General features: G+C 40.9%; 30 protein-coding genes and 1 tRNA gene. 4 read left to right on the forward strand and 27 right to left on the reverse strand.

Going from position 1 to position 20,361, the window contains the following annotated elements:
- Positions 1-124: 124 nt before the first annotated feature.
- The 3 genes from U5L75_00405 to U5L75_00415 form a co-directional block, all read right to left on the reverse strand.
- Positions 125-301 (reverse strand): hypothetical protein, encoded by a 177-nt coding sequence (locus tag U5L75_00405; protein ID MDZ7726029.1) that lies wholly within the window; start codon positions 299-301, stop codon positions 125-127.
- Between the two features lie 847 nt (positions 302-1,148).
- Positions 1,149-1,220 (reverse strand) — tRNA-Arg (locus U5L75_00410).
- A 72-nt stretch (positions 1,221-1,292) separates the two neighbouring features.
- Entirely contained in the window at positions 1,293-1,523 is a 231-nt protein-coding gene (locus U5L75_00415; protein ID MDZ7726030.1) for a glutaredoxin family protein, read from the reverse strand.
- 111 nt (positions 1,524-1,634) lie between these two features.
- On the opposite strand from U5L75_00415, the gene U5L75_00420 reads away from it, so the two are divergent.
- Positions 1,635-1,838: a hypothetical protein gene (locus tag U5L75_00420; protein ID MDZ7726031.1), complete on the forward strand. Its 204-nt coding sequence runs from the start codon at positions 1,635-1,637 to the stop codon at positions 1,836-1,838.
- Positions 1,839-2,144: 306 nt separating this feature from the next.
- On the opposite strand, the gene U5L75_00425 is transcribed toward U5L75_00420, so the two are convergent.
- The 8 genes from U5L75_00425 to U5L75_00460 all read right to left on the reverse strand — a co-directional run bounded on the left by U5L75_00425 (position 2,145) and on the right by U5L75_00460 (position 6,307).
- Positions 2,145-2,333 (reverse strand): hypothetical protein, encoded by a 189-nt coding sequence (locus U5L75_00425; GenBank protein ID MDZ7726032.1) that lies wholly within the window; start codon positions 2,331-2,333, stop codon positions 2,145-2,147.
- On the reverse strand, positions 2,308-2,691 hold the full coding sequence (locus tag U5L75_00430) for a Gmad2 immunoglobulin-like domain-containing protein (protein MDZ7726033.1): 384 nt from the start codon (positions 2,689-2,691) through the stop codon (positions 2,308-2,310). The genes U5L75_00425 and U5L75_00430 overlap by 26 nt, the downstream gene beginning before the upstream one ends.
- Before the next feature lie 17 nt (positions 2,692-2,708).
- Entirely contained in the window at positions 2,709-3,182 is a 474-nt protein-coding gene (locus U5L75_00435) for a hypothetical protein (GenBank protein ID MDZ7726034.1), read from the reverse strand.
- The gene (locus U5L75_00440) at positions 3,179-3,697 is read right to left on the reverse strand and encodes a hypothetical protein (GenBank protein MDZ7726035.1); all 519 of its coding nucleotides are present in this window, start codon (positions 3,695-3,697) and stop codon (positions 3,179-3,181) included. The genes U5L75_00435 and U5L75_00440 overlap by 4 nt, the downstream gene beginning before the upstream one ends.
- Positions 3,698-3,726: 29 nt before the next feature.
- On the reverse strand, positions 3,727-4,086 hold the full coding sequence (gene ytxJ, locus U5L75_00445; protein ID MDZ7726036.1) for a bacillithiol system redox-active protein YtxJ: 360 nt from the start codon (positions 4,084-4,086) through the stop codon (positions 3,727-3,729).
- Between the two features lie 220 nt (positions 4,087-4,306).
- Complete coding sequence (locus tag U5L75_00450; GenBank protein MDZ7726037.1) at positions 4,307-4,945, reverse strand: YhjD/YihY/BrkB family envelope integrity protein; 639 nt, start codon at positions 4,943-4,945, stop codon at positions 4,307-4,309.
- A 120-nt stretch (positions 4,946-5,065) separates the two neighbouring features.
- Positions 5,066-5,326: an RNA-binding protein gene (locus tag U5L75_00455; protein ID MDZ7726038.1), complete on the reverse strand. Its 261-nt coding sequence runs from the start codon at positions 5,324-5,326 to the stop codon at positions 5,066-5,068.
- A 162-nt stretch (positions 5,327-5,488) separates the two neighbouring features.
- Positions 5,489-6,307 (reverse strand): ROK family protein, encoded by an 819-nt coding sequence (locus U5L75_00460; GenBank protein ID MDZ7726039.1) that lies wholly within the window; start codon positions 6,305-6,307, stop codon positions 5,489-5,491.
- A 446-nt stretch (positions 6,308-6,753) separates the two neighbouring features.
- Here U5L75_00460 and U5L75_00465 point away from each other — a divergent pair, with 446 nt between their 5' ends.
- Positions 6,754-7,803, forward strand: a complete 1,050-nt coding sequence (locus tag U5L75_00465) for an ATP-grasp domain-containing protein (GenBank protein ID MDZ7726040.1) — start codon at positions 6,754-6,756, stop codon at positions 7,801-7,803.
- Between the two features lie 593 nt (positions 7,804-8,396).
- On the opposite strand, the gene U5L75_00470 is transcribed toward U5L75_00465, so the two are convergent.
- The 9 genes from U5L75_00470 to U5L75_00510 all read right to left on the reverse strand — a co-directional run bounded on the left by U5L75_00470 (position 8,397) and on the right by U5L75_00510 (position 15,127).
- Positions 8,397-8,570 carry a hypothetical protein gene (locus U5L75_00470; GenBank protein MDZ7726041.1) on the reverse strand — a complete coding sequence of 58 codons (174 nt, stop codon included), beginning with the start codon at positions 8,568-8,570 and terminating at the stop codon, positions 8,397-8,399.
- Between the two features lie 625 nt (positions 8,571-9,195).
- Positions 9,196-9,645 (reverse strand): class I SAM-dependent methyltransferase, encoded by a 450-nt coding sequence (locus U5L75_00475; protein ID MDZ7726042.1) that lies wholly within the window; start codon positions 9,643-9,645, stop codon positions 9,196-9,198.
- 249 nt (positions 9,646-9,894) lie between these two features.
- Entirely contained in the window at positions 9,895-10,902 is a 1,008-nt protein-coding gene (locus tag U5L75_00480; protein ID MDZ7726043.1) for a SurA N-terminal domain-containing protein, read from the reverse strand.
- 78 nt (positions 10,903-10,980) lie between these two features.
- Entirely contained in the window at positions 10,981-12,141 is a 1,161-nt protein-coding gene (locus tag U5L75_00485) for a PQQ-dependent sugar dehydrogenase (GenBank protein MDZ7726044.1), read from the reverse strand.
- Positions 12,142-12,234: 93 nt separating this feature from the next.
- Positions 12,235-12,855 carry a hypothetical protein gene (locus tag U5L75_00490; protein MDZ7726045.1) on the reverse strand — a complete coding sequence of 207 codons (621 nt, stop codon included), beginning with the start codon at positions 12,853-12,855 and terminating at the stop codon, positions 12,235-12,237.
- Between the two features lie 50 nt (positions 12,856-12,905).
- Positions 12,906-13,484, reverse strand: a complete 579-nt coding sequence (locus tag U5L75_00495; GenBank protein ID MDZ7726046.1) for a M48 family metallopeptidase — start codon at positions 13,482-13,484, stop codon at positions 12,906-12,908.
- A gap of 5 nt (positions 13,485-13,489) precedes the next feature.
- Positions 13,490-14,011: a type II secretion system protein gene (locus U5L75_00500; GenBank protein MDZ7726047.1), complete on the reverse strand. Its 522-nt coding sequence runs from the start codon at positions 14,009-14,011 to the stop codon at positions 13,490-13,492.
- Positions 14,012-14,118: 107 nt separating this feature from the next.
- The gene (locus U5L75_00505; GenBank protein ID MDZ7726048.1) at positions 14,119-14,496 is read right to left on the reverse strand and encodes a hypothetical protein; all 378 of its coding nucleotides are present in this window, start codon (positions 14,494-14,496) and stop codon (positions 14,119-14,121) included.
- Between the two features lie 88 nt (positions 14,497-14,584).
- Entirely contained in the window at positions 14,585-15,127 is a 543-nt protein-coding gene (locus tag U5L75_00510; GenBank protein MDZ7726049.1) for a thermonuclease family protein, read from the reverse strand.
- 121 nt (positions 15,128-15,248) lie between these two features.
- Between U5L75_00510 and U5L75_00515 the strand changes: the two genes are divergently transcribed.
- Positions 15,249-16,565, forward strand: a complete 1,317-nt coding sequence (locus U5L75_00515) for a sodium-dependent transporter (protein ID MDZ7726050.1) — start codon at positions 15,249-15,251, stop codon at positions 16,563-16,565.
- 4 nt (positions 16,566-16,569) lie between these two features.
- Here the strand turns inward: U5L75_00515 and U5L75_00520 are convergent, their stop codons facing one another.
- From U5L75_00520 to mutM, 4 genes are read right to left on the reverse strand one after another with little or no spacing between them, the layout of a single operon-like run.
- On the reverse strand, positions 16,570-16,857 hold the full coding sequence (locus tag U5L75_00520) for a hypothetical protein (GenBank protein MDZ7726051.1): 288 nt from the start codon (positions 16,855-16,857) through the stop codon (positions 16,570-16,572).
- A 53-nt stretch (positions 16,858-16,910) separates the two neighbouring features.
- On the reverse strand, positions 16,911-17,066 hold the full coding sequence (locus U5L75_00525; protein MDZ7726052.1) for a hypothetical protein: 156 nt from the start codon (positions 17,064-17,066) through the stop codon (positions 16,911-16,913).
- Entirely contained in the window at positions 17,063-17,302 is a 240-nt protein-coding gene (locus U5L75_00530; protein ID MDZ7726053.1) for a hypothetical protein, read from the reverse strand. Before U5L75_00530 ends, U5L75_00525 begins: the two co-directional genes overlap by 4 nt.
- A 24-nt stretch (positions 17,303-17,326) precedes the next feature.
- On the reverse strand, positions 17,327-18,148 hold the full coding sequence (gene mutM, locus U5L75_00535; protein MDZ7726054.1) for a bifunctional DNA-formamidopyrimidine glycosylase/DNA-(apurinic or apyrimidinic site) lyase: 822 nt from the start codon (positions 18,146-18,148) through the stop codon (positions 17,327-17,329).
- 73 nt (positions 18,149-18,221) lie between these two features.
- Between mutM and U5L75_00540 the strand changes: the two genes are divergently transcribed.
- On the forward strand, positions 18,222-18,800 hold the full coding sequence (locus tag U5L75_00540; GenBank protein ID MDZ7726055.1) for a YbhB/YbcL family Raf kinase inhibitor-like protein: 579 nt from the start codon (positions 18,222-18,224) through the stop codon (positions 18,798-18,800).
- Between the two features lie 27 nt (positions 18,801-18,827).
- On the opposite strand, the gene U5L75_00545 is transcribed toward U5L75_00540, so the two are convergent.
- The 3 genes from U5L75_00545 to U5L75_00555 all read right to left on the reverse strand — a co-directional run bounded on the left by U5L75_00545 (position 18,828) and on the right by U5L75_00555 (position 20,308).
- A complete protein-coding gene (locus tag U5L75_00545) occupies positions 18,828-19,061 on the reverse strand; it encodes a glutaredoxin family protein (protein ID MDZ7726056.1) in 234 nt (77 codons plus the stop codon).
- A gap of 82 nt (positions 19,062-19,143) precedes the next feature.
- A complete protein-coding gene (locus U5L75_00550) occupies positions 19,144-19,743 on the reverse strand; it encodes a hypothetical protein (GenBank protein MDZ7726057.1) in 600 nt (199 codons plus the stop codon).
- A 340-nt stretch (positions 19,744-20,083) separates the two neighbouring features.
- Positions 20,084-20,308, reverse strand: a complete 225-nt coding sequence (locus U5L75_00555; GenBank protein ID MDZ7726058.1) for a hypothetical protein — start codon at positions 20,306-20,308, stop codon at positions 20,084-20,086.
- Positions 20,309-20,361: the final 53 nt, after the last annotated feature.

The raw sequence follows: 20,361 nt of genomic DNA on the forward strand, positions 1-20,361 counted from the left end.
GGCAAAATAGTTTGCCTGCTTCCCTGTCCCCACTTACTGCGTTCGTGTGCCAGGTCGGACTCGAACCGCCGACCCTTCGCTCTTCAGACAAATGCTCTAGCCAACTGAGCTACCTGGGCGTATTTTAATTTTGCAGGTTTTCTTCGTTACCACCGTCAGAATTTACACCATCATCATTCTCCGTGCCTTCTTCTGAACCGTCAAAATTATCGAGGAAATCACCAACGGCTCCGCTTGCGCCTGAATTTACTTCTTCATTATTCTCAAACGTTTCTTGAGCACTTTCAAAGAAGGCTTGCATTCTGCAATATACGGCTGAGACAAATAATAGAGAAGTATAAATAATCCTATAACCACCAACCAGCGCACCACTCTCATGAGCGTTGCCATGCGTTGCGCGCGCTGCATCTTTTTTAGCATCCGATGGTTTTCCTCGGTCGACGCGCAGTTTTTACCAATAATTCTTCTAGTTCATCAGGCTCCACGTTCAAAAGTATAGCTTAAAAAAAGCCAAAAGTGAAGAGTTTTCTTTCAAACTTCTTGCTTGTTTACACTAACTTTACTTCTTACCATTAGTGACTCAAACTCTCAGCATACACACTTGACATATATAACTATCAATGTTATACTCGCAATAGTTTAGAATCGCTTTGGTTCTAAATACGTACACTTACAAAAGATGTTGAAAGGAAGGGATGGTATTATGGATTTCATCGCGACGCATTGGTACGTATCTGGGCCGGATTGCTCATTCTCAGCTTTGGCTACGTGGCTGTCCACAGAATTTTCGTATTTACGCCACCTATGCCAAGACTGTCGAAGGAGCAGTTGGATAGAGAGTACCTGAAGGACTTTTTAGCGATGCTTGTTGTACTCGTGAGTATCGTTTTGATACTCATCCGATTCAACCACTTGGCCTAACTCGACATCGATTCATAAGCTCCGGCAGATAGATATATTTTCTGCATGGGGCTTTTTCTTTGCTTCGCTCAGCTTGTGCCCGGCAGGAAACTCTCCTTACAGGAACGGTACAGGTTTCATATCGTGCTCGCTTCGCTTCGCGCGATATATTCAACCTTTTCGATTCCCGCCCGCTAGCAAAGAAATTTGCTCACTCGCGGTCACAGCTTTTCGCTTCGCTCAGCTTGTGCCCCCGGCAGGAATCGAACCTGCATTTAGACGTTAGGAGTGTCTTGTTCTATCCATTGAACTACGAGGGCAAGACGTTACCACTATACCACAAACACCGCGAAAAGCGGTGTTTGTGAAATAATTTATATATTACTTCAAGATTAGGACAAAAGCTCTTCAAGCTTTGCCTGGTTGAAGCCAACCATGACTTCATCCCCTATCATTATTACCGGAACTCCCATTTGTCCCGTCTTTTCTATCATCTCTTTTTGTTTTTCTATATTTTCTGAGACATCGTAATCTGTGTATTCAATTCCTTTGTCTTGAAAATAATTTTTAGCTAAATTACAAAAATGACAGGTTGGAGTAGAATATATAGTTATATTTTTCATAATAGTTTTATGCGATTACTTATAAGCCCAAACAGTATATCACTATACCCTTGATTAACGTAAGTATTTACAAAAAATTAATTTATTGTATATTTCACAAAGGAGGTACTTATGGGCAACGAAAAAGAACTCTTGAGCAACATCTTCGGATTGCTGGTCGTATTCGCATTTACCTTTGTGATAACCATTGGTGTTCCTTACTTCATTTACGTAACTATTCCATGGCTATTCTGGACTTTGGCAGGCATATACGGATTTTCAATCCTATCCATACCTGTCATAATCCTGGACAGCAAGTTCAATCACATAAAGTAAGCGATCCATTTAATTGGATTGCTTTTTTATTTTGTCTAATTATTTTCATCTATTTCTGTCATGCACTGATTAAACTCTTCTGTTTCGCTCCAACCACATTCTCCATCACTTTGCCGCTCACAAACAGCTGAATCATAGCAGGCGTATTCCGGGCGCCACTCACAGGTGGTTACCATGTTCGGAACATCTGAACAGACTTGTCCGGAACATCCGCCCACATAACATCCTTCTTTTTGCGCTGGGTAATTTTGATTCGCCTCCTCGCTTGATATTTCATCATTAGATTTAGTTGTTTCAAGGAGGAATCTATCTCAATGGGAATATACATCCGATCATCTTTTTCGGCAACCCGGAAGCATTAGCTCGATGTAAAATCAACCTAGCCTCCCCAGAGTAATTATCTTCAACATCTATTTCAGCCGTAAATGACACAAAATCTTCGGTCATCCAGTCTCCACTAGCGGTAGCATCAAGTTTCAGCAATAACCTCTCCATCGTCACTTTCTAAAGAAACAGGAAAAGTGGCTTCAAAAAACCAATATCCACGCGCTTGACCTTCAAGGGAAAAATTATTGCCAACCTCCTCTCCGGGCCTTGGCGAAGAAATTCTAACTAGGTCATACTTCTCCATCTCATTTCCAATATCGCGCGTAAACGTCTTACCGTTAGCCGCACATTGCTCCGGATATGACTCCATAATAGGATATCCGGCTTCTGCACATTCTTCAAATGAGGTTATATCTTTTTTTGCTCCTTTGTCACTCTTTTCGCTTGTAATTACATATATACCAACAATGACTAATACAACCAAAGCAACCAAAGAAGTAACAATTGCTATTGTTTTTATTTTCATACACACTTATTGACGATTTAATCGCCTTCATTCTTACCGCTCTCAATCACTACCACCACCCTGCGCTCTATATCGCCGGAATTTTCTTCCGGGGCTATTTGAGAAAGTTTAAGCCTATATCCAAATGCATTTATCACATCGCCCTCCGTCATAGTAGCTATTTTTAAACTTCCGTCGGTGTGTCTCAGAGAAATTTCCGCGCTTTGACAAGAGCGACCTCCTTCACAGTTTTGAGTTCCTATGTCTTCAAACCCAATTACAAGATCTTCAAAACTTTCTTTTGAGTTAATGCCTATATCAAAAGCTCTATCATAGAAATAAAAATCTTCGTCTTCGCTGTTTTCAATATCTACCACGTCGCCTTCTTTTCTCTCTTCTATAAGTCCTGCGGCCTCACTATCTGGTTGAATATAGAGAGAAACCATCAAGCCGGACAATAAAATAACAATAAAAAGGGCGGTTGACGCAACGACAGGCTGTTTTATTTTCATTCTTCAGGGAATTTATTGTAAATCCTTTGCGCTTCCTCACTTTTTGGCTTGACGAACTTTCCTTTTCTGGTTTCTTTTATCATTTCGATAAGCTTGAGCGCGTGTTTATGGCTATAATTGCCACGAAAATTTTCCTCTATTAACTCTCTTTGTTTTTTAGGTATTCTGCTAACCACTTCATTGTTGACATAGGAAGGCGAGAATACATACACCTCGTTTATATCAAACTCTTTAGTTACATTTTTTAGCTTATCTTCAAGCTTACCCAGAAAATGACTTACACCTTTCTCCTCCTCTTCCTCCGATGATCTTCCCCTAACTACCGCTCCTCCCACAGAACGATGTTGAATTCTTTCTCTGGAATCCCTGTCGAATTCCTCAGGGTCTATTTCGATGACTTCGACTTCTTTTATTTCTCCTTCGCTCGCGATATAAAATTTTGCAGTTTCTTTCTCAGTAACAACTAGCAGAGCATTTTTATTTTCAAATTGTGGCAATGTACTTTTTATCTTCATAGTCCCATTATAACATTTACTATTAGTTTTTATATCTCACTAGAGTTGTCGTTTTCAGGAGCTTTTTCTTTCAAAAGGAGGGTAATTTTTTCAATATCTATCTTCGCGTGATCTTCATAATAAATAACATCTTCGTTTCGTATGACTATTACTTGTGGTGATTCGTGTACTATTCCAAATGTTTCAGCTATATAGTTAGAGATATCCCTCGCGTCTTGGACAACCAATACATACATTTGGAGTTCTATTTCTTTGTCTCTTTTCTCCAAATTTTTGAATTCTTCGTAGACTCTTCGGCTCTGCATGCAAACGTTACTTGTTTTAAGAACCAACACCGGTGAGTCGTACGAACGAGCCAAAGCAACAAAAAGATCTTTCTTCGGTTTCAACTAATTGCATCGCTATTTATTATAACCTTGATACATACCGAGATATCAGAGCCCCTATAAAAACAATCATTGAGAAAAGATAAAGCCACAGTAATATAGCTACTAAGAAACTTGCGGCGCCATATAGAAGTAAAGTTTGAGAAGAAAGCGAAATATAAGCCAAGTAAATTATTGAGTAATAAAATAAGTACAAGAGGCCGCAAATCCCCCGATAAATGAATCAAGCCACGACGCGCTGCGTCTCGAGAAAATCTATATGAACCCCCCAAAACAAACTAAGCAGAACAAGTATTAATACAGCGCTAAGAGCCCTGATTGTTGCACCGGACATACTGTAATTAAAGAAATCTTCAGCTAATTCAATTCCGGTAGTTAGAAGAAGTCGCGCCACAAAAAGCGCGATTATGAAAAATAGAAAAACAAGCATATAAGCTGAAGAATAGAGATTGTTGTATAAAATATTTTTGGTTGGCGAATTACTCTCAATTGAAACTGAGAAAACCTCAAAAAGTGATCTTTGCAAGGCTCGGAAAAATCCTGTAGCTGCAAACACAACCAAAAGAAAACCGACCGCGGCAACGACAATATCTACTGTCAAATTGTTAGCGCTTTCAATAACGCGCTCAAAAAAGACACTGGCTCCGCTTCCAAAATATCTAAGGAAGAATTCCTCAATACCAGACTGAGCAAATGAACCAAATACAAATATACTCGCTAATGAAGTAATTAAAATTAATATCGGCGCCAAAGCAAAAAGAGCAAAATACGCAAGTGCAGCGGATTTTTCGGCAATCCTAAATTGGATAAACACCTTGGCTACTCTTGTAATAAAGTTCTTAACTGAAAGTAACTGTGCCATACACACATAGAATACCATGAAAACATTCGTTGATATCAACAAAAAACTCCAATGGCGTAAATAAAATCCGAGATCTAACCTCGGATTTTATTTGGCTTCGATTTTAGTTGAGTTCAGCAATTACTCCCTGTTCTCGATAGGTTTTGCAAAATCAACCTTAAGTACTCGTCCACCAAACTCTTGTCCATTCCACATATCTAGTGCGGCCTGCGCTTCTTCTTCAGTAGACATTTCAACAAAACCAAATCCGCGTGATCGACCAGTTACTTTATCCGTAAGGATAGTAGCTGATTCAACGGTCCCTGCCTTCTCAAAGGCCTCTTGGAGCTCTTCGTTTGTTGAAGACCAAGGAATACCGCCAACATATAGCTTTTTGTTCATGACCTCTAACTAATTATATTTTTTCGTAAGTCGACTCACTTCTAGAGGGGTTAAAAACCGGACACTCAAGAAACTTACTTGCCACCAGTATACGAAAAAATATACAAATAACAAGAGAATTGTCATTAAAAAGCTAATTATTTTATTTTCTGGATATCGGTATTAATTCTGATTGCTTATCAGCACAAGACCTCCATAAAGACCGCCATAGTCCTGAAGTTGAGCCTTTTTTAATTCCGGAATATCAGTAAATATTTTCATAGTATCACGCAGCTCTTTCCTTACAGCCTCTATGGGGATAGCCGGATCTCCCACAATCATCGGACCTCCGAGCATTACCACCTCCGGCGACCAATGCAAAATAGAATTATGTAAACCCATTGCCAAATCTCGCGCAGCCTTATTCCAAACTTCCTTGTCTGTTATTTCATATGGCTCAACGTCAAATCGTCTCTTAAATGCGGCACCTGAAACCAAATCTTCAAGCGTTTCTCTAGTTTCAATATTCAATATTTGATGTCCTGGCTCAAAACCAAATTTCCCCTCATCAGGCCTTCCGTCAATAAATCTGGATCCGCCGACACCGGTGCTAACCGTCATATATACTACTATTTTGTAGTCCTTACCCGCACCAAAGATAGACTCTCCAAGACCCACAACCGAAGAATCATTATCAACGATTAGCTGCGCACTAGAATGTTTAGAAAATTCTTTTTTTATATCTAAACCAACCCACTCTTTTAAATTTGAAGAATTAACTATTTTTGATTTCTCTTCATCAAAAACAGCAGCGACTCCCCCAGCCACTTTATCTATAGATTCGCCACCGGCTACTTCAAGAGATAGTTTGGCAAGAAGCGCCACTCCTTCTTCCGGATTTTGAGGAGTAGCTATCGAGAGCGGCTCATCAAAAATCTCTTCACCGACAACTCTTGCAACTCTCATTTTGCTACCTCCTATATCAAAAACTATATTTACCATAATATTATTCTTGTTTGTTTTCTAAGTAGTCCTTATTTAAGACACATTATCATTCTAGCAATAAAACAAAAAGTTGTGTTAATGAAAATTTAACTATTAAATTGATTTTTTCCTGTCAAGTGAATAATTATTTTATAAATTGACACCTGTATATTTAATACGTACCATTTAGTTTGCTCAAAGTTTTTGAAAGTTGAGGTTTATTTTTTATATGGAAAATGACGAAACACAAAAAAATATTATAGTTTTTATCGGTGCCTCACAGGCAGTAAGAAAGCGAGTCAGAGAGATCAAATCTGACAAAAAAAATCGCTACCGATTCGCTGTGCTAACTGGCACAAACAAACCACTAACAGAAAAACGCAAAAAGGCGTTGGGAATGTTTGATTTTTTCCTTCGCTGTAATTTCAAATCACGCAAATCGATTGCTCAAACTCTAAAACCATTTGGAAGATCAAATACTGGCTATAACTTGCCACCCCGAGTCTCGTATACCTGATTTGGCAAAGGTGGTTCCTCACCTCCCATATATAAACACTCCGACCAGCGAATCTCTTTTTTGGTCAACTGACAAACTGGAGATGAGACGGCGTATTACCGCATACAACCCTGAACTTACTCCCAAGTATATGTTGGTCAAAAACACTGAAGAAGAGACAATTCAAAAGATCCAAAAACGCATCGGTTTTCCTTTGGTCGTAAAACCTTCCGGCCTCGCTTCGAGTCTTTTAGTAAACGTTGTTTACCATACAGAAGAGCTTAACAAGGTTCTAAGGCGCACCTTTAAACGCGTCAACAAGATAAATAAGGAGTACAAAGAAGCTCCGGCGCAAATTATAGTGGAGCAACTTCTTGAAGGAGAAATGTATTCTTTAGATGCTTATATAGACAACGTGGGTAATACTTATTTTTGCCCGATGGTCCATATTAAAACAGGCAAAACGATAGGATTTGATGACTTCTTCGCTTACCGTACCCTCACTCCGACCCAACTAAACGAAGACAGTATTAATAAGGCACATAACGCAGCTAAAGAGACAATAAAAGCATTGGGATTGCGTAGTACCACTGCTCATATAGAATTCATTCGTACAGAAGGAAAGGGATGGAACATCGTTGAAGCAGGACCGCGCATTGGCGGATTCCGCCACAATATGTATAACCTATCTTTTGATATAGATCATATATCAAACGACTTTCTAGTACGAATACCCAAAAAACCGATAATTAAAAAGCGACGTAAGGGCTACACTTCCGTATTCAAGTTTTTTGCTCATAAAGAAGGAATTATAACCGCGATTAAGGGTAGAAAAAACGTACAAAAACTTGAATCTTTTCATTCTATTGATATGAAATTAGAAGTAGGTGATCGAGCTCGCTATGCCAAAAATGGCGGTAAAAGTGTCTTTAACGTTACTTTATTCAACAGCGATCGCTCTAATCTTTTTGCGGATATCAGACGTATGGAGCAAATGGTTTCTATAAAAACGGAGTAAGTTACAAAATACCCAAGCCTCGTAAAATCAAAGTATGATTTTGGCTTGCGGGATCGTATTTTCCAAGTAATAACTCTCGTTCAGAAAAAGCCCTGCTGTTTATGATTTCTTTAATGCGCAAATAGCCCTCTCGATAAACCAGCTGACGCCGCGAGCAAATACCGGCCTCACTACCAGTACTGCCTCGGAAACAAGCACACTGTTCTTACCCCACGCGTAATGATCTGATTACGTATACTGGTTGTAAAATATTTATCTTTCATCGCACGAAAGATCAGAGTGGATATATGGAAAATTTCTCTGAAACGTCCTCGGCTTTACCGTTCTACTCCGACGCCAGAGAAACCAATAAATAGCTTTTGATGGAACTGATTGATTGCCGGTTCATAAGCTTGCTCCTCGTAACATCTAGCCAGTCCCTCTTCTGCAAGTATAGAACCGGCCAAGCCGGCAGCCCAGAAGGGCCATTTTAGAATTTTCTCCCGTTTTCTCTACGTAATATGTGAACTTTTATTTCAGTGCTACGGCCGGTCGCCAAAACTTGCTTGGTACGTTAAGCGCCTTCCTCGGGGTATAACGATTCTTTTCTATTTTTATGCCGTAACAGTAATAGAGCTGGTGGAATTTATATAATCTATCACCACCCTCCAACCCTCGAGGCCTATCTCTTTGCGCTTTTTTTCGAAAATATTTCTTATTTCTCGCGCGGACAAAAATCTATCGTTGTTATCATCTACCTCTACTAACTCAAAAGAATGTGATGGCAATCCATCGATTCCTTTCTCAAACTACTAAAAGATATCTTTTTTAAGCTCTTTTGCTGCCGCGATGTCTCCTGAGTTATTGTTTATAATTTGGTCTAAGAGCGTTTACGTAAGCTCTGCGATACCGATAGAGCCAACTCTGGCTTTGGATCTCCAAAGTAATGTCGCATTATTTTTTCGTAGTTGATGTTATCTCCGCGCCGTACAGCCAACAAAAGATCCGATTCTTTTATTTTATACTCTATTTTTTCCGTGTATGCCTTACGAATATATATATTCTCTTCTTCTCTATTTATTTCATCTAAGAGACAGCAGTTCTTCCCGTTTATTCTTGGGGGAAAAACGGCTCAATGAGGGATAAAGAAAGTAAGGATTTTCAATATTTCCCTCTTAGAAATAGTTTTTTCTGCTTTTTGGTGTTGTACGGTCTATATTTTGAAAGCCCCGGTAGACCACTGGAGTTCTTATAGGCATCGAGAACCACCTATTGTCTGATGCGCATGAGTGTGAAATTGTACAGAAGTATCCGCTTCATTTCGACGATGTTTTTTTAAATACATAGCTTGACAAAATACAAAGAGGAGGCACTAGTTCTTCTTTTGAAAGATCAATACCCAATCTTCCGTCATCAAACGCTCTTCTGAATTCGTATATTTCTTTCAAGCCAAGAAAAAGTTTTATCTGAGAAAAAGCCCACGTGTGTCGGATCACGCAGATAGTGCCAGTTGGGCATATCAATTTCATCGCTGTATCTTAGTGTCTCAATTCCCCAAAAACCTCTTGGTTTTATGTGAGAAATTATTGCGTCTATTTCTTTCTTAGGTGAGAAGAAGTGCTCTAACACTTCCGTAGTGGTTACCGCATCGAATTGCCCCTCGGGCATTTCCGGAGCAAAAAATGGATCATAGATATATACATCGTATCCCTTTAATTGCATGATCTCCTTCAGTACAGGTTCCGGCCCTGAACCGTAATCCAGAATATCGGAATGCGGTCGCAAAAAATTTGTCAGTGGATCTAGCAAACGCGAAAGAAAATCCACATAACCCTTATCTTCAATTGAATTTTTGTGCTGCATATAACGCCCCCTTTCCTCAGAAGGAGTTAATATAGTTCTTTCGTCTTTCTCTAAGAAGTCACAATTCTGACATCTGAATAAGAGATAGTCAGATATATTATACAATCTCTTGACTTGGGGAGAGCCACATAAACGACACAAGAGCTTCGGCATTACTTCTATGGTAGCGTTATTGAACGATAAAAACAACAAACAAACGCGCCTAAATAATAGACGCGTTTGTTTTAAGTGAATCCAGGAATGCGTTGGTTATTCCTCTGTTTCTTCAGTCTCTTCAGTATTTTCAGATTCTTCGGTTTCCTGCGTTTCCTCTGGGTTTTCTTCAGTGTTTTCGTCGTCACCTTCCACTGTTGGCTCTCCTTCGGAATTAGGATCCTCTACGGGCGTGTCTGACTCTTCTTCATTTTCACCACCTTCTGGGTCTTCTTCAGGGCCTTCTTCAACAGGAGGCGCTTCCGTAGGAGGCTCAATTGATCCAGGACCAGGTTGTTGAGGTGCCTCGGGTATATCGATCAAGATCTCTATATTAGCTTCACTACGAAGCCCTTCAACTATTCTGGAGGCCGCTGAGTTTAGTTTTTGATTTTCCAGTATTTGTCGGCCTTGTTCCCGGAACTCCTCAAGAGTTGGAACTTGCCCATCTTCAGTCCCTTCCGGAATATTGCTCACTTGAAGATTATAGAATTCTTCGATCTCTGCGTCAGTCACCGCAATTTCTCCTTCTTCGGCTTGTGACTCTACATAAGAAGTAACCATAATGCTATTTCTTATGTTCTCTCTTAGATCATTTTCTGAGATACCGAGGCTCTTCAAGTCATTTTGAAAAGCGTCATCGCTCTCATATTGTGCCTTGTATTCTTCAAGAGACTGCTCTACTTCTTCATCACTGACATTTACTCCGGCTTTTTCGGCCGCGTTTACAAGCAATGTTTCATTGATCAGACCATCGATCGCGGTACGCTTTATCTGGTCCTCGATTGCCTTATCTTCAATTGGACCTCCGCTCTGAGATTCATAATTAGACCTAACCTGATCAACCCTACTTTCATACTGTGCCCTTGTGATAGTTTCTCCGTCTACCGTCGCAACGGCTGCCGAACTTCCACTTTGCATCAAATACATACCGACTCCGGCAATTATAGCCAAAACTACCAAAAGGCCAATTATTTTTCCTACTCCTCCCCCTTCGGACTTGCGTCCCTTCTTTTCACGCGGGGGATTCCTGTGCTCTTCTTGTTGTGTTTGTTCTTCTTCCATAAATTTATACTAAATAATAATCCCTGTTCGCTCTATTGTAACAAAGACAGAATATAATAGAAGTGTGGATGATACTTTTTATTCAGCGAAAACATCCGAGCTAAATCGTATTAGCTTGTCATCTCCTTTTAAAGTACTTCCACGTCCATCCGTGTTTGAAGTTGTTACATATATACCTCCGTCGATACCGGTAGATATAGCTCTCAGCCTACCATAATCTTCCGAAAAGAATCTTGTTAATTCTTCCGCTTCGTTATTCTCGTCTAGCTCTAATTTATAAACTGAACTACCGCGCAAACCGGTAAAGAGAAGAGTGTCTTCATCCAGAGTGACTAGTCCGGCAGGAGCCCAAGTTTCATCCGCGCCTGAATGCAATACAGGAGATCGCATGCCTTCTTCCGCTTCTGACCCTCGTACAATCGGCCAGCCATAATTGACACCGGGTTCTATCAGATTAACCTCATCGTATCCGGTTTGCGAGCCTGAAGGACCGTGCTCGGTTGACCACATATTGCCACTCTCGTCCCAAGCAATACCCTGAGGATTACGATGCCCGTATGACCACACCGCATTGTTGAACGGATTATCTTCAGGGATCGAACCGTCATCATTGAGACGCAGTATCTTACCAGCTAGAGACGATGTGTCTTGGGCTAAGCTAGAGACTCCGGCGTCCCCTGTGGTTATATACAGCTTTTCATCAGGACCAAAATCTATTCGACCGCCATCGTGATAATTGGCTCCCGGAATACCTTCGATAATAACTTCAGGATTGCTCAATTCAGATTCGTTGTACTCATATCGTACAACACGATTGCGCAAACCCTGACTTGTTTCGGTAGTATGGTAGAGATATATATAATTATTGGACTCAAAGTCCGGATGCAAAGTTAAGCCCAAGAGTCCTCCTTCTCCGGCGCTTACAACCCCCTCAACTTCTATCCTATCGCCCTCCTCTGGTATTCTTTTTAAGAAGCCGGTTCTTTCTGTAATTAATATGTCCCCATCTGGAAGAAAAGCTACTTCCCACGGCACTTCCAGATTAGTAGATATAATTTCGATCGGATCACGTTCTTCTTCATCGTCTTTGTCGCCAGTCTCTAAGTTGTCGGTTTTTGCCTCAGGAATATCTGACTCGCGAGGAGAAAAGGCGTAACGCTTAATATCGTCTTTAAAAATAAACACGAGCGTGAACGTGATCACGAAAACCAAGGTTGTTATTAATAATCTATTGCTCATAAACAAATCATACGACCATTACAATCTCTTTGTATTTCACTATACCTTTTATTGAAAAATATAAAAGCTTCCTCAAGGGAAGCTTTGAGGCGCTTAGTTTACAGGCGTATGCACTTTCCTAACTCCAAGGAAATGAAAGTCGGTTCCGAGCTTGTTTTCGTACGATCTGGTTGTGATCCCGATCGGCTCCGTAGAGATATCTATAACCGCGATCCTTTCATCTTTTTCGTGGGTATATCTTGAACGTGTATCTCCACTGGAACCACCGGCAATGATCCTTTCCATTTTGAACAATTCTTCATAGGCATAAAACGAAGCAAATGCCTCAAGAATTGTGGCGGGTCTGTACCCGGAAGCGATCATGAGCTCCTCGGCTTTTGCTGCTTTTATCACCCTTTTGCCAAAATGAAAAAGGCGAAACTGGAAAGCAGCACAAGGCTCTTCAGAAAAAGCTCTGCGCACAAGAACCTTTGCTTGCTCGTCAGCCAAGTCAAACGCCCTGTTAACTATTTTTTGGCGCCACTCTTCAAAGAACAACGGGGGCGTTTCGACAGTACACACCCGATAACTTTCGATTGCCTCACGAATGTGCCTCAGAAGCAAACTGCCTTCAGAAGCTATTTCTTCTAGCGCTCTATTATTCACCTCCTTGAACTCTTGTTCCACAAGAGCGAATGCCATTTTCTTCGCGGACACTTCAGCGGCTGAAGACATCAACTACCTCCTAAAAATTATTATGCACGGAGTGTAGGTAGAGTCAATTTTTAACCTGTTAGTAACAGAGAATATTCTTTTAATTTTCTTCGTAGTATTTTGTGATCCGGAAAAATCTCACCCACTAAGGCCCAGAATTCAGAAGAATGATTAAGCTCACGAAGATGGCATAACTCATGCACAACGATATAATCACGAAGTCTTGGCGGCAAGTAGATCACTTTATAGCTAAAATTTAGGTTCTTTTTAGAAGAGCAGCTTCCCCATCTGGTTTTCTGGTTTTTGATCCGTACTTGATTATACGAAAAATTATAGTGAGAGTTAAAGAATTCTACTCTTTCACTTATCAGTAGTCCGGCTTCCTCCTTTTTCTTCAGGTAATCGGCTTTACTGTATTTAGGTACAGTTTTATCCTCAAGGTCTTTAACCAGGAAGAGTTTTTTCAGGATCCAGCCCTCCTTCCTCTTAGCAAATCTCTTTGCAAAAAAGTGAGGTAATTTGTTTGGAAGTATTATTGTTACCCTCCCGTTTTTTTGTACTTCAATTCGAATGCGACGAGCTCTATTACTGACACGCCAAAAGTAGGTCAATTTTTTACCGTTTTCTAACACTAAAGAATCAGACTTCATTGCTATTAATCAGAGCAGTTAATACAATACCCGGGATAATCTTCCGGTTCGTTTACATGTGAGCGGCAATCTCCTTCAAGACAAAAATAAACCGCGCTGTTTACGCCAAAATCCTCTGCCCAGTCATCATTTGGAAAATTACAGTTATCTAAATCAGTCTCCCCTATATCACAAAACCTTATACTTATCTGGGCAACCCCAATACTATCCCAATTGTCCCAATCATATACCGAACCAGGCCAAGGAGCTTCAGGCCAATTTCCCGAACTAAGCTCTTCTTCAATGCCAGACGGTAGATCACGATCCACGTCATCGGGATATTTTCCATTTTCTAAATAGTAGTTTGCAAGAGCTGTTTCTATCTGATGAAATTCACCTTGCGCTCTCGAAAAATAAGCTTTCTCACGAGCCCTTTCAAGAGAGCTCAATACAATTGAACTCAAGATTCCAATTATCGCTATTACGATCAAAAGCTCAATCAGAGTAAAGCCACCTCTAGTGCTTAAACTTCTCCCTACAACGATCATTGGGATATTATACCCCGAATACTCGCACGCATAAACAAAACAAGCTCCTTTAAGCTCGAAGCTTGCCTCACAAAAGCAACAAAGTAAGCGTAGCTCACACCTGGTTATTATTTTGGGTAAAGTCTAGAAACCTCTACTACGCCGGCTTTTTCTATTCCCTCTATCTTAACCCTATACCCATTACTAAAACTCTCGGCGTCACAGACTTCGCTTCCCTCCGGAGTAACGCACTCACTCCTGTCGGTAAAGAGTAATTCTTGAGTACTAGCAGGCGAACCCGGTGATTCATATACCATATACCAAACTCCTTCTTTCATTCCGGGGTTATTTCGCACTAAATTACCTGTCTCCTCAAACGTGATCTCTTCTATATCGTTATTATTGTCCTCTGGTTTATATTTTTGCTCTTCTTGCCTTGTAGAGAAAAGTACAATGACCCCAATTAATATGACCAGAGACGCTATAAGCAATATTTTTGTTTTCATGTTGTTTATGTAGATATTCCCAATATAGAGACGCAGGCCCATATTTAATCTTACTCATTTAAATGCTTCAATCTATAGATTGAAGCATTTATGACTCGCATTCTGACCACTGTCCTATGTCGTTTTCTCTCGCAAACGCTTCCGATTTCAAAAAGTCTTGACGGTGCTCATACGAATTACCAACGGTGAGCTCCCGAGCATACCCGCCACGCAACAAGACCAGGTTTATCATCTCATGATCTTTGCCATCCAAAAGATATACATATGACAGGAGCCGATCATACTTGTCATAGGTAGGCTGGGATTCATCTCCAACCAATCTTACTGTCTTGTCCTTAAGAACCTCCACTAAAAACTCTCTCGCCTCAAATCCGTAACAATCAGATATCATCTCTTCCCAATAGATCTCCGGCGTATCTACTCCGATAAGCCTCACCGTTTCTTTGTCTCCTCCTGAAGCAGTTACTCTAATGGTATCGCCGTCAATAATACTTGTGACGACAGCCGTCTCTCCCCCTACTTCGGAATTATCTACCGCTATATTCGGCGTTTCTTCCTGTCTTAAGTTCAAAAATCCGCTCAGTAGCAACAATCCAAAAACTAATAGAGTTCCAATGGCAATGCGTTTCATTATCTTCTATATTAGCACTAATATAACGAACTTTTTCAAGTTACTATAAAAACAGGCTGGACAGGTTATTTATCCAGATGTATTGATGAACAAAAGAAAAAGATACTGTATAATCTCTTAAATGTCAGTCAATATTACCACTCCAAGAATAATACGAGCGCAATGGTCTTCGGGTCGCGCCTTTGTTCTTGCTACCGCAGCCGCAGCTGTCGGTCTGGGAAACGTATGGCGCTTTCCGTATTTAGCGGGAGAAAATGGCGGAGCAGCCTTTATTATGGCTTACATTTTTGCGGTTCTCGTTTTAGGGATACCTTTGATGATCGTAGAAATTGGAGCCGGCCGAACAACACAAGGCGGTCCGGTAAAAACCTTTAGAAATCTCAACAAACGCAGTGGTGGCATACTGGGTTGGGCGGTTGTACTTCTGACTATGCTCATAATGAGCTATTACTTGGTTATAACCGGGTGGACACTGGGTTACGCAATAGATAGCTTAAACGGAGGCGTAAGATCATTTGCTGATTTTACCGGCGATTATCGGACGATTTTATTCTTTGGCATTTCAGTATCTATAACAGCTTTTGTTGTAGCTCGTGGCGTAAAAATGATCGAGTTGTTAAACAAATTTATGATGCCGTTGTTTTTGACCATCATTTTACTGCTCACAACCTATAGCCTTACTCTTCCCGGCACACGAGAGGCCTTGGGATTCTTATTTTCTCCTGATTTTTCCGGATTTCTTTCACCTAAACTATGGGCGCTTGCCTTTGGTCAGGCCTTTTATTCGCTGGCGATAGGACAGGGTTACCTGATAACTTACGGTAGCTTTGCGCCCGAATCTCTTAATTTGCCTAGAGCCGTAAGTATAATCGCTATTTTTGAAACCTCTATTGCTTTACTCGCGGGTCTTATGATATTCCCCTTGGTATTTACGTTTGGGCTAGACCCATCACATGGCTCCGATTTGGCCTTCACCACCTTGCCCTTAGCATTCTCAAATATGTCTTTCGGGGCTCTACTGGCCATACCCTTCTTCTGGCTCTTCTTTTTAGCCGCGATAAGTTCTTGTGTCGCGGGAATGGAAGTCATAAAGAACACCATGCGAGAAGAGCTTAGACTAACCCAGGGCTGGGCAACTGTTGCGGCTTTCTTGCCCATCCTTCCTTTAGGTCTCTTGGCTACTCTGAGTTTCACTCCGGCAGAATTCTCTATACTGGGACGACCCTTCCTTGAGGTACTAGACATGTTTGCCGCCAACCAAATAGTGATAATTCTCGGGCTAGCCGGTGGCGCGCTTATCAGTTGGAACGTACCATCCCAAACGATAATTAATATGTTCAGTAACCGTTTTCGCAGATACGCTTCTCACACGATAACGGCTACTAAATACCTATGGATCGTAGTACTGTTCATACTAATACTGAGCTTAGTAACTTAATATCCTACGTATTGATCCTGCTTTTTATTTCTTCCTCAAACTCAGGAAAATAAGTGGTAATTTTTCGAAGATCAAACGAATGCAGGATCATAGCATTGGATTCTCGCTCAAGGAGAAAGCTAAACGATTCCTTGACTAGCTCACGTGGAGATATTTTACCTCGCGTGAGGCGGTTATAGTATTCTTCATCCAGGGTCACTCGGTGGGTTGTAGTTTCCTCACCCACAACCTCCACCACAAACTCTGCTTCTGGAAAGTCACTGATCTGCTCAACTTTTATATCGTATTTCATGTGTTTACTATTGTATTTATATTAGGTCTCTCTAAAATCAAATTAATACATTCCTACCGACCAAAGAAATATAAGAGCGATCCTGTCAGTACTAATATCGTAGAAGCGACAACCTGAACGGTATCCAGGGTTCCAACGATCATCGCCACGGCCAACACACCTGCTCCAATACCAGCTGAATATATACCAAATTGTTGTTTTTTATTCATCCTTTTTTGTTCTTATTCATAAATCTTTTTATGTACTTCTCCATATCAATATTATCGGCAATTATCTCACCTAAAATTGCGAATGGAATCGCGATTAGGACAATAATACCGACCATATTCCATGTAATAGACTCGCCTGTAGTTAATTTGACTGCGATAAGGTCCTCAACTATACCAATTACGATACCGAACACTAAAAACTCTAAGGCTACTTCTATACGCTTAGTTCTTCTCATTATCGCTATAATAACACCTAACGTCTATTTCTGGCAGGCAGGACAATAATAAGTGCCTCTCCCGCTCACACGAACCTTTTTGATCGTGCTTCCACATCGATAGCAACGGTCGCCCTCGCGGCCGAAAACATAGAGATGCTCGCTGTAATTGCCGCTCTTATTTTGCGCGTCAGAAAAATTCATAAAAGTAGTACCACCGTATTTAATAGCTTCGTCGAGTACTTCTTGGCAAGCCTTGAAGAGTTTACGCCTTTCTTCTTTTGTTACTTTATTAGTCCGGCGAGAAGGACGAACACCGGCACGAAAGCAAACTTCGTCAACATAGATATTACCCAATCCGGCAATAGCTTTTTGATCTATAAGTAATGCTTTTAACGGCGTCTTTCTCTTTTTAAATATCTTCGCAAAATTATCCTCCGTAAATCTATCAGTAGACGGCTCTATCCCGTATTTTTCTTTTGTGCTCTTTAACTCTTCTGGATCCACTCTCTTTACATATCCAAACTTTCTTATGTCACTATAAGTCAACACACTTCCGTCCGAGAAATGAAATACGACATGGGTGTGCTTGTCTTTATATTCAACATTTTCATTTTCGAAATAGATAAGCTTGCCGGTCATTTTAAGATGCACAAGAAGAACAGTGTCTGCCTCAGAGGTAAGAAAAATGAGTAATTTGCCGACGCGGTCTATCTTGATAAATTGAAGGCCCTGAAGCAAGTGAGCAAAATTTTTATCGTAATTTATTATCTTTTGCGTAAATACTTCAACTTTTTCAATTTCTTTTTCTAGAATATATGGCTTTAATTGGCGCCTTACGGTTTCTACTTCAGGTAGCTCTGGCATAAATTTACTGTTTGGCTCTACTCTTATAAAAGCGACTTGGACTCATTTCTGTTTAAATAATATAATACATAATATGAAATATATATACCTTGCCATTGCTATTTTATTGGTGATCGTGGGGCTTGTTATTATGGGGCAAAAAGCCGAGGCGCCCACTAACGAATTAAACGTTATTAATGGTCAAAACAACACAAATATGTCAGACCTTACTCTTACCAGCAACTCTTTTGAAAACAACGGAGTGATTCCTTCAAAGTATACGTGCGACGGAGAAAATATTAACCCTCAACTCTCCATTGAAGGCGTTCCCGAGAGTGCCGAATCTCTGGTTCTCATTATGGACGATCCTGATGCGATAAAGCCAGCTGGAAAAGTATGGGACCATTGGATAGTTTTCAATATACCACCAACTACCGAGAGTATTCCGGAGGGAGTAGAACCGGAAGGTATACATGGCACCGGTACGGCAAACAATACCGACTACAGCGGACCTTGCCCGCCTGACGCAGAGCATAGCTATATATTCAAACTTTATGCACTGGATACGGAGCTTGATCTTGGCAAAGGTGTAAGTAAGTCAGAAGTAGAAAGCGCCATGGAGGGACACATATTGAGAGAGACACGTCTGATCGGTAGATACGAAAGACAATAAATGCAGCTCGAGGGTTTTTTGCTTTAACTAAAGCTCTAAAATCTCTCTAAGTTTTCCTTCATCAAATCCTACCATCATCTCATTTCCCACAACTATCAGCGGTACTCCCATCTGTCCGCTCTTTTCAACCATCTCTTGCCTTTTCTCAGCATCGGAAGCCACGTCGTGTTCCGTGTACTGAACGTCATTTTCCGCAAAAAATCTCTTAGCTGCCTGGCAATATTGACAGGTTGGAGTTGTATATATAGTTACTTCTTTCATAGTTATAAGTTTAGTGAGTAATTACTATGGACCTCCATCATAATAACAGTAGATCTATACTGACCCAAATGTTCAAGATAAATTAAACTGAGGCTTTTAGAATAGAAATTATCTCTTTTTCCTCTTCGGGAGAAACAACAAGAACCTTCGCGCTACTCTCTTCACCGGAAATGCGACTTAAGTTCGCGACACTCAAGTTCAAATCTTCATCTATTTGAATTCCAAGAAAAGCGAGTCTTTTCACTATCCAGCTTCTGATCTCTTTTGAGTTTTCCCCAATTCCCCCGGAAAAAACCAAAAGATCGATTCCTCCAAGAGCTGTCGCTTGAGATCCAATTTGGCAAGCTACTTGATAAACAAAAGTATCTACCGCAAAAGCCGCGTCTCTATTTTTTTCGTAGTCATTCACAAGCACTTCCATATCGGATGAATAGCCGGACAGCGCGAGAAGACCGCTGTTTTTATAAATTTGCTCGATCAATTCCTCGCGTGGCATTTCTTTTAAAATTTCTAGAACTGCACCTACGCCTACGTCTCCGCTGCGCGAACTCATCGGAGTTCCTTCCACGGGAGAATAACCCATTGAGGTCTCAACGCTCTCTCCGTTCTTAAGCGCGGTTATGCTCGCCCCACTACCAAGGTGGCACACGATCGTACGGTCTGCGAGATCTTCTGCACTCACGCAGGAGTACGCACGATCGAAGAGAGGGCCAGCCCGTGATAGCCCGATCTTCGCAACGCCATATTTGTCTGTTGATATCCCGCGGTAGAGCGTATCGTCTTTGCCTGTGAGTAGGGCATAGTTCGATGAAAATCGCTATCCGAGACCGCGAAAAGCTCTATATCCGGAGGAGATGTCCTTGTTCTATACTGTTCAGTTTCGGCAACCATGGAAAGTTAGGTGAACCGGGTGCTGGTCTCCCATTTCTCCGCAAGAAGTTCTACGTATTCATCATCGATCGGTCTGTGCGAGGCGAAATATTGCCCGGGCATGACTATCCGAATTCCGGCTCGTAAGCTATTTATATCTTCTCCTTTGAATTTACGTTCGTTGAGTATTTCAAGAAAATGATCAAAAGCAAAGACAAAACGCACTTTCTCTCTACCGTACTCCTTTCCCCATGATCCATAGACAAAAAATATCCGCTTTCACGCTTTTCAATGGTCATCGAAATAAATTCTCCTTCCCTATTTTCAAGCAAATACTTCTTGGAGGATGAGCCGATGTTTATTGCTAAGCAGTCCATCGCCATTTCTTCTATGCTAGCAATACTAAAATGAACCGTTTAAGGGTTAAAGG

This window comes from Candidatus Campbellbacteria bacterium (assembly GCA_034521025.1).
Taxonomy (GTDB): Bacteria; Patescibacteriota; Minisyncoccia; order Phycocordibacterales; family JAXHMZ01; genus JAXHMZ01.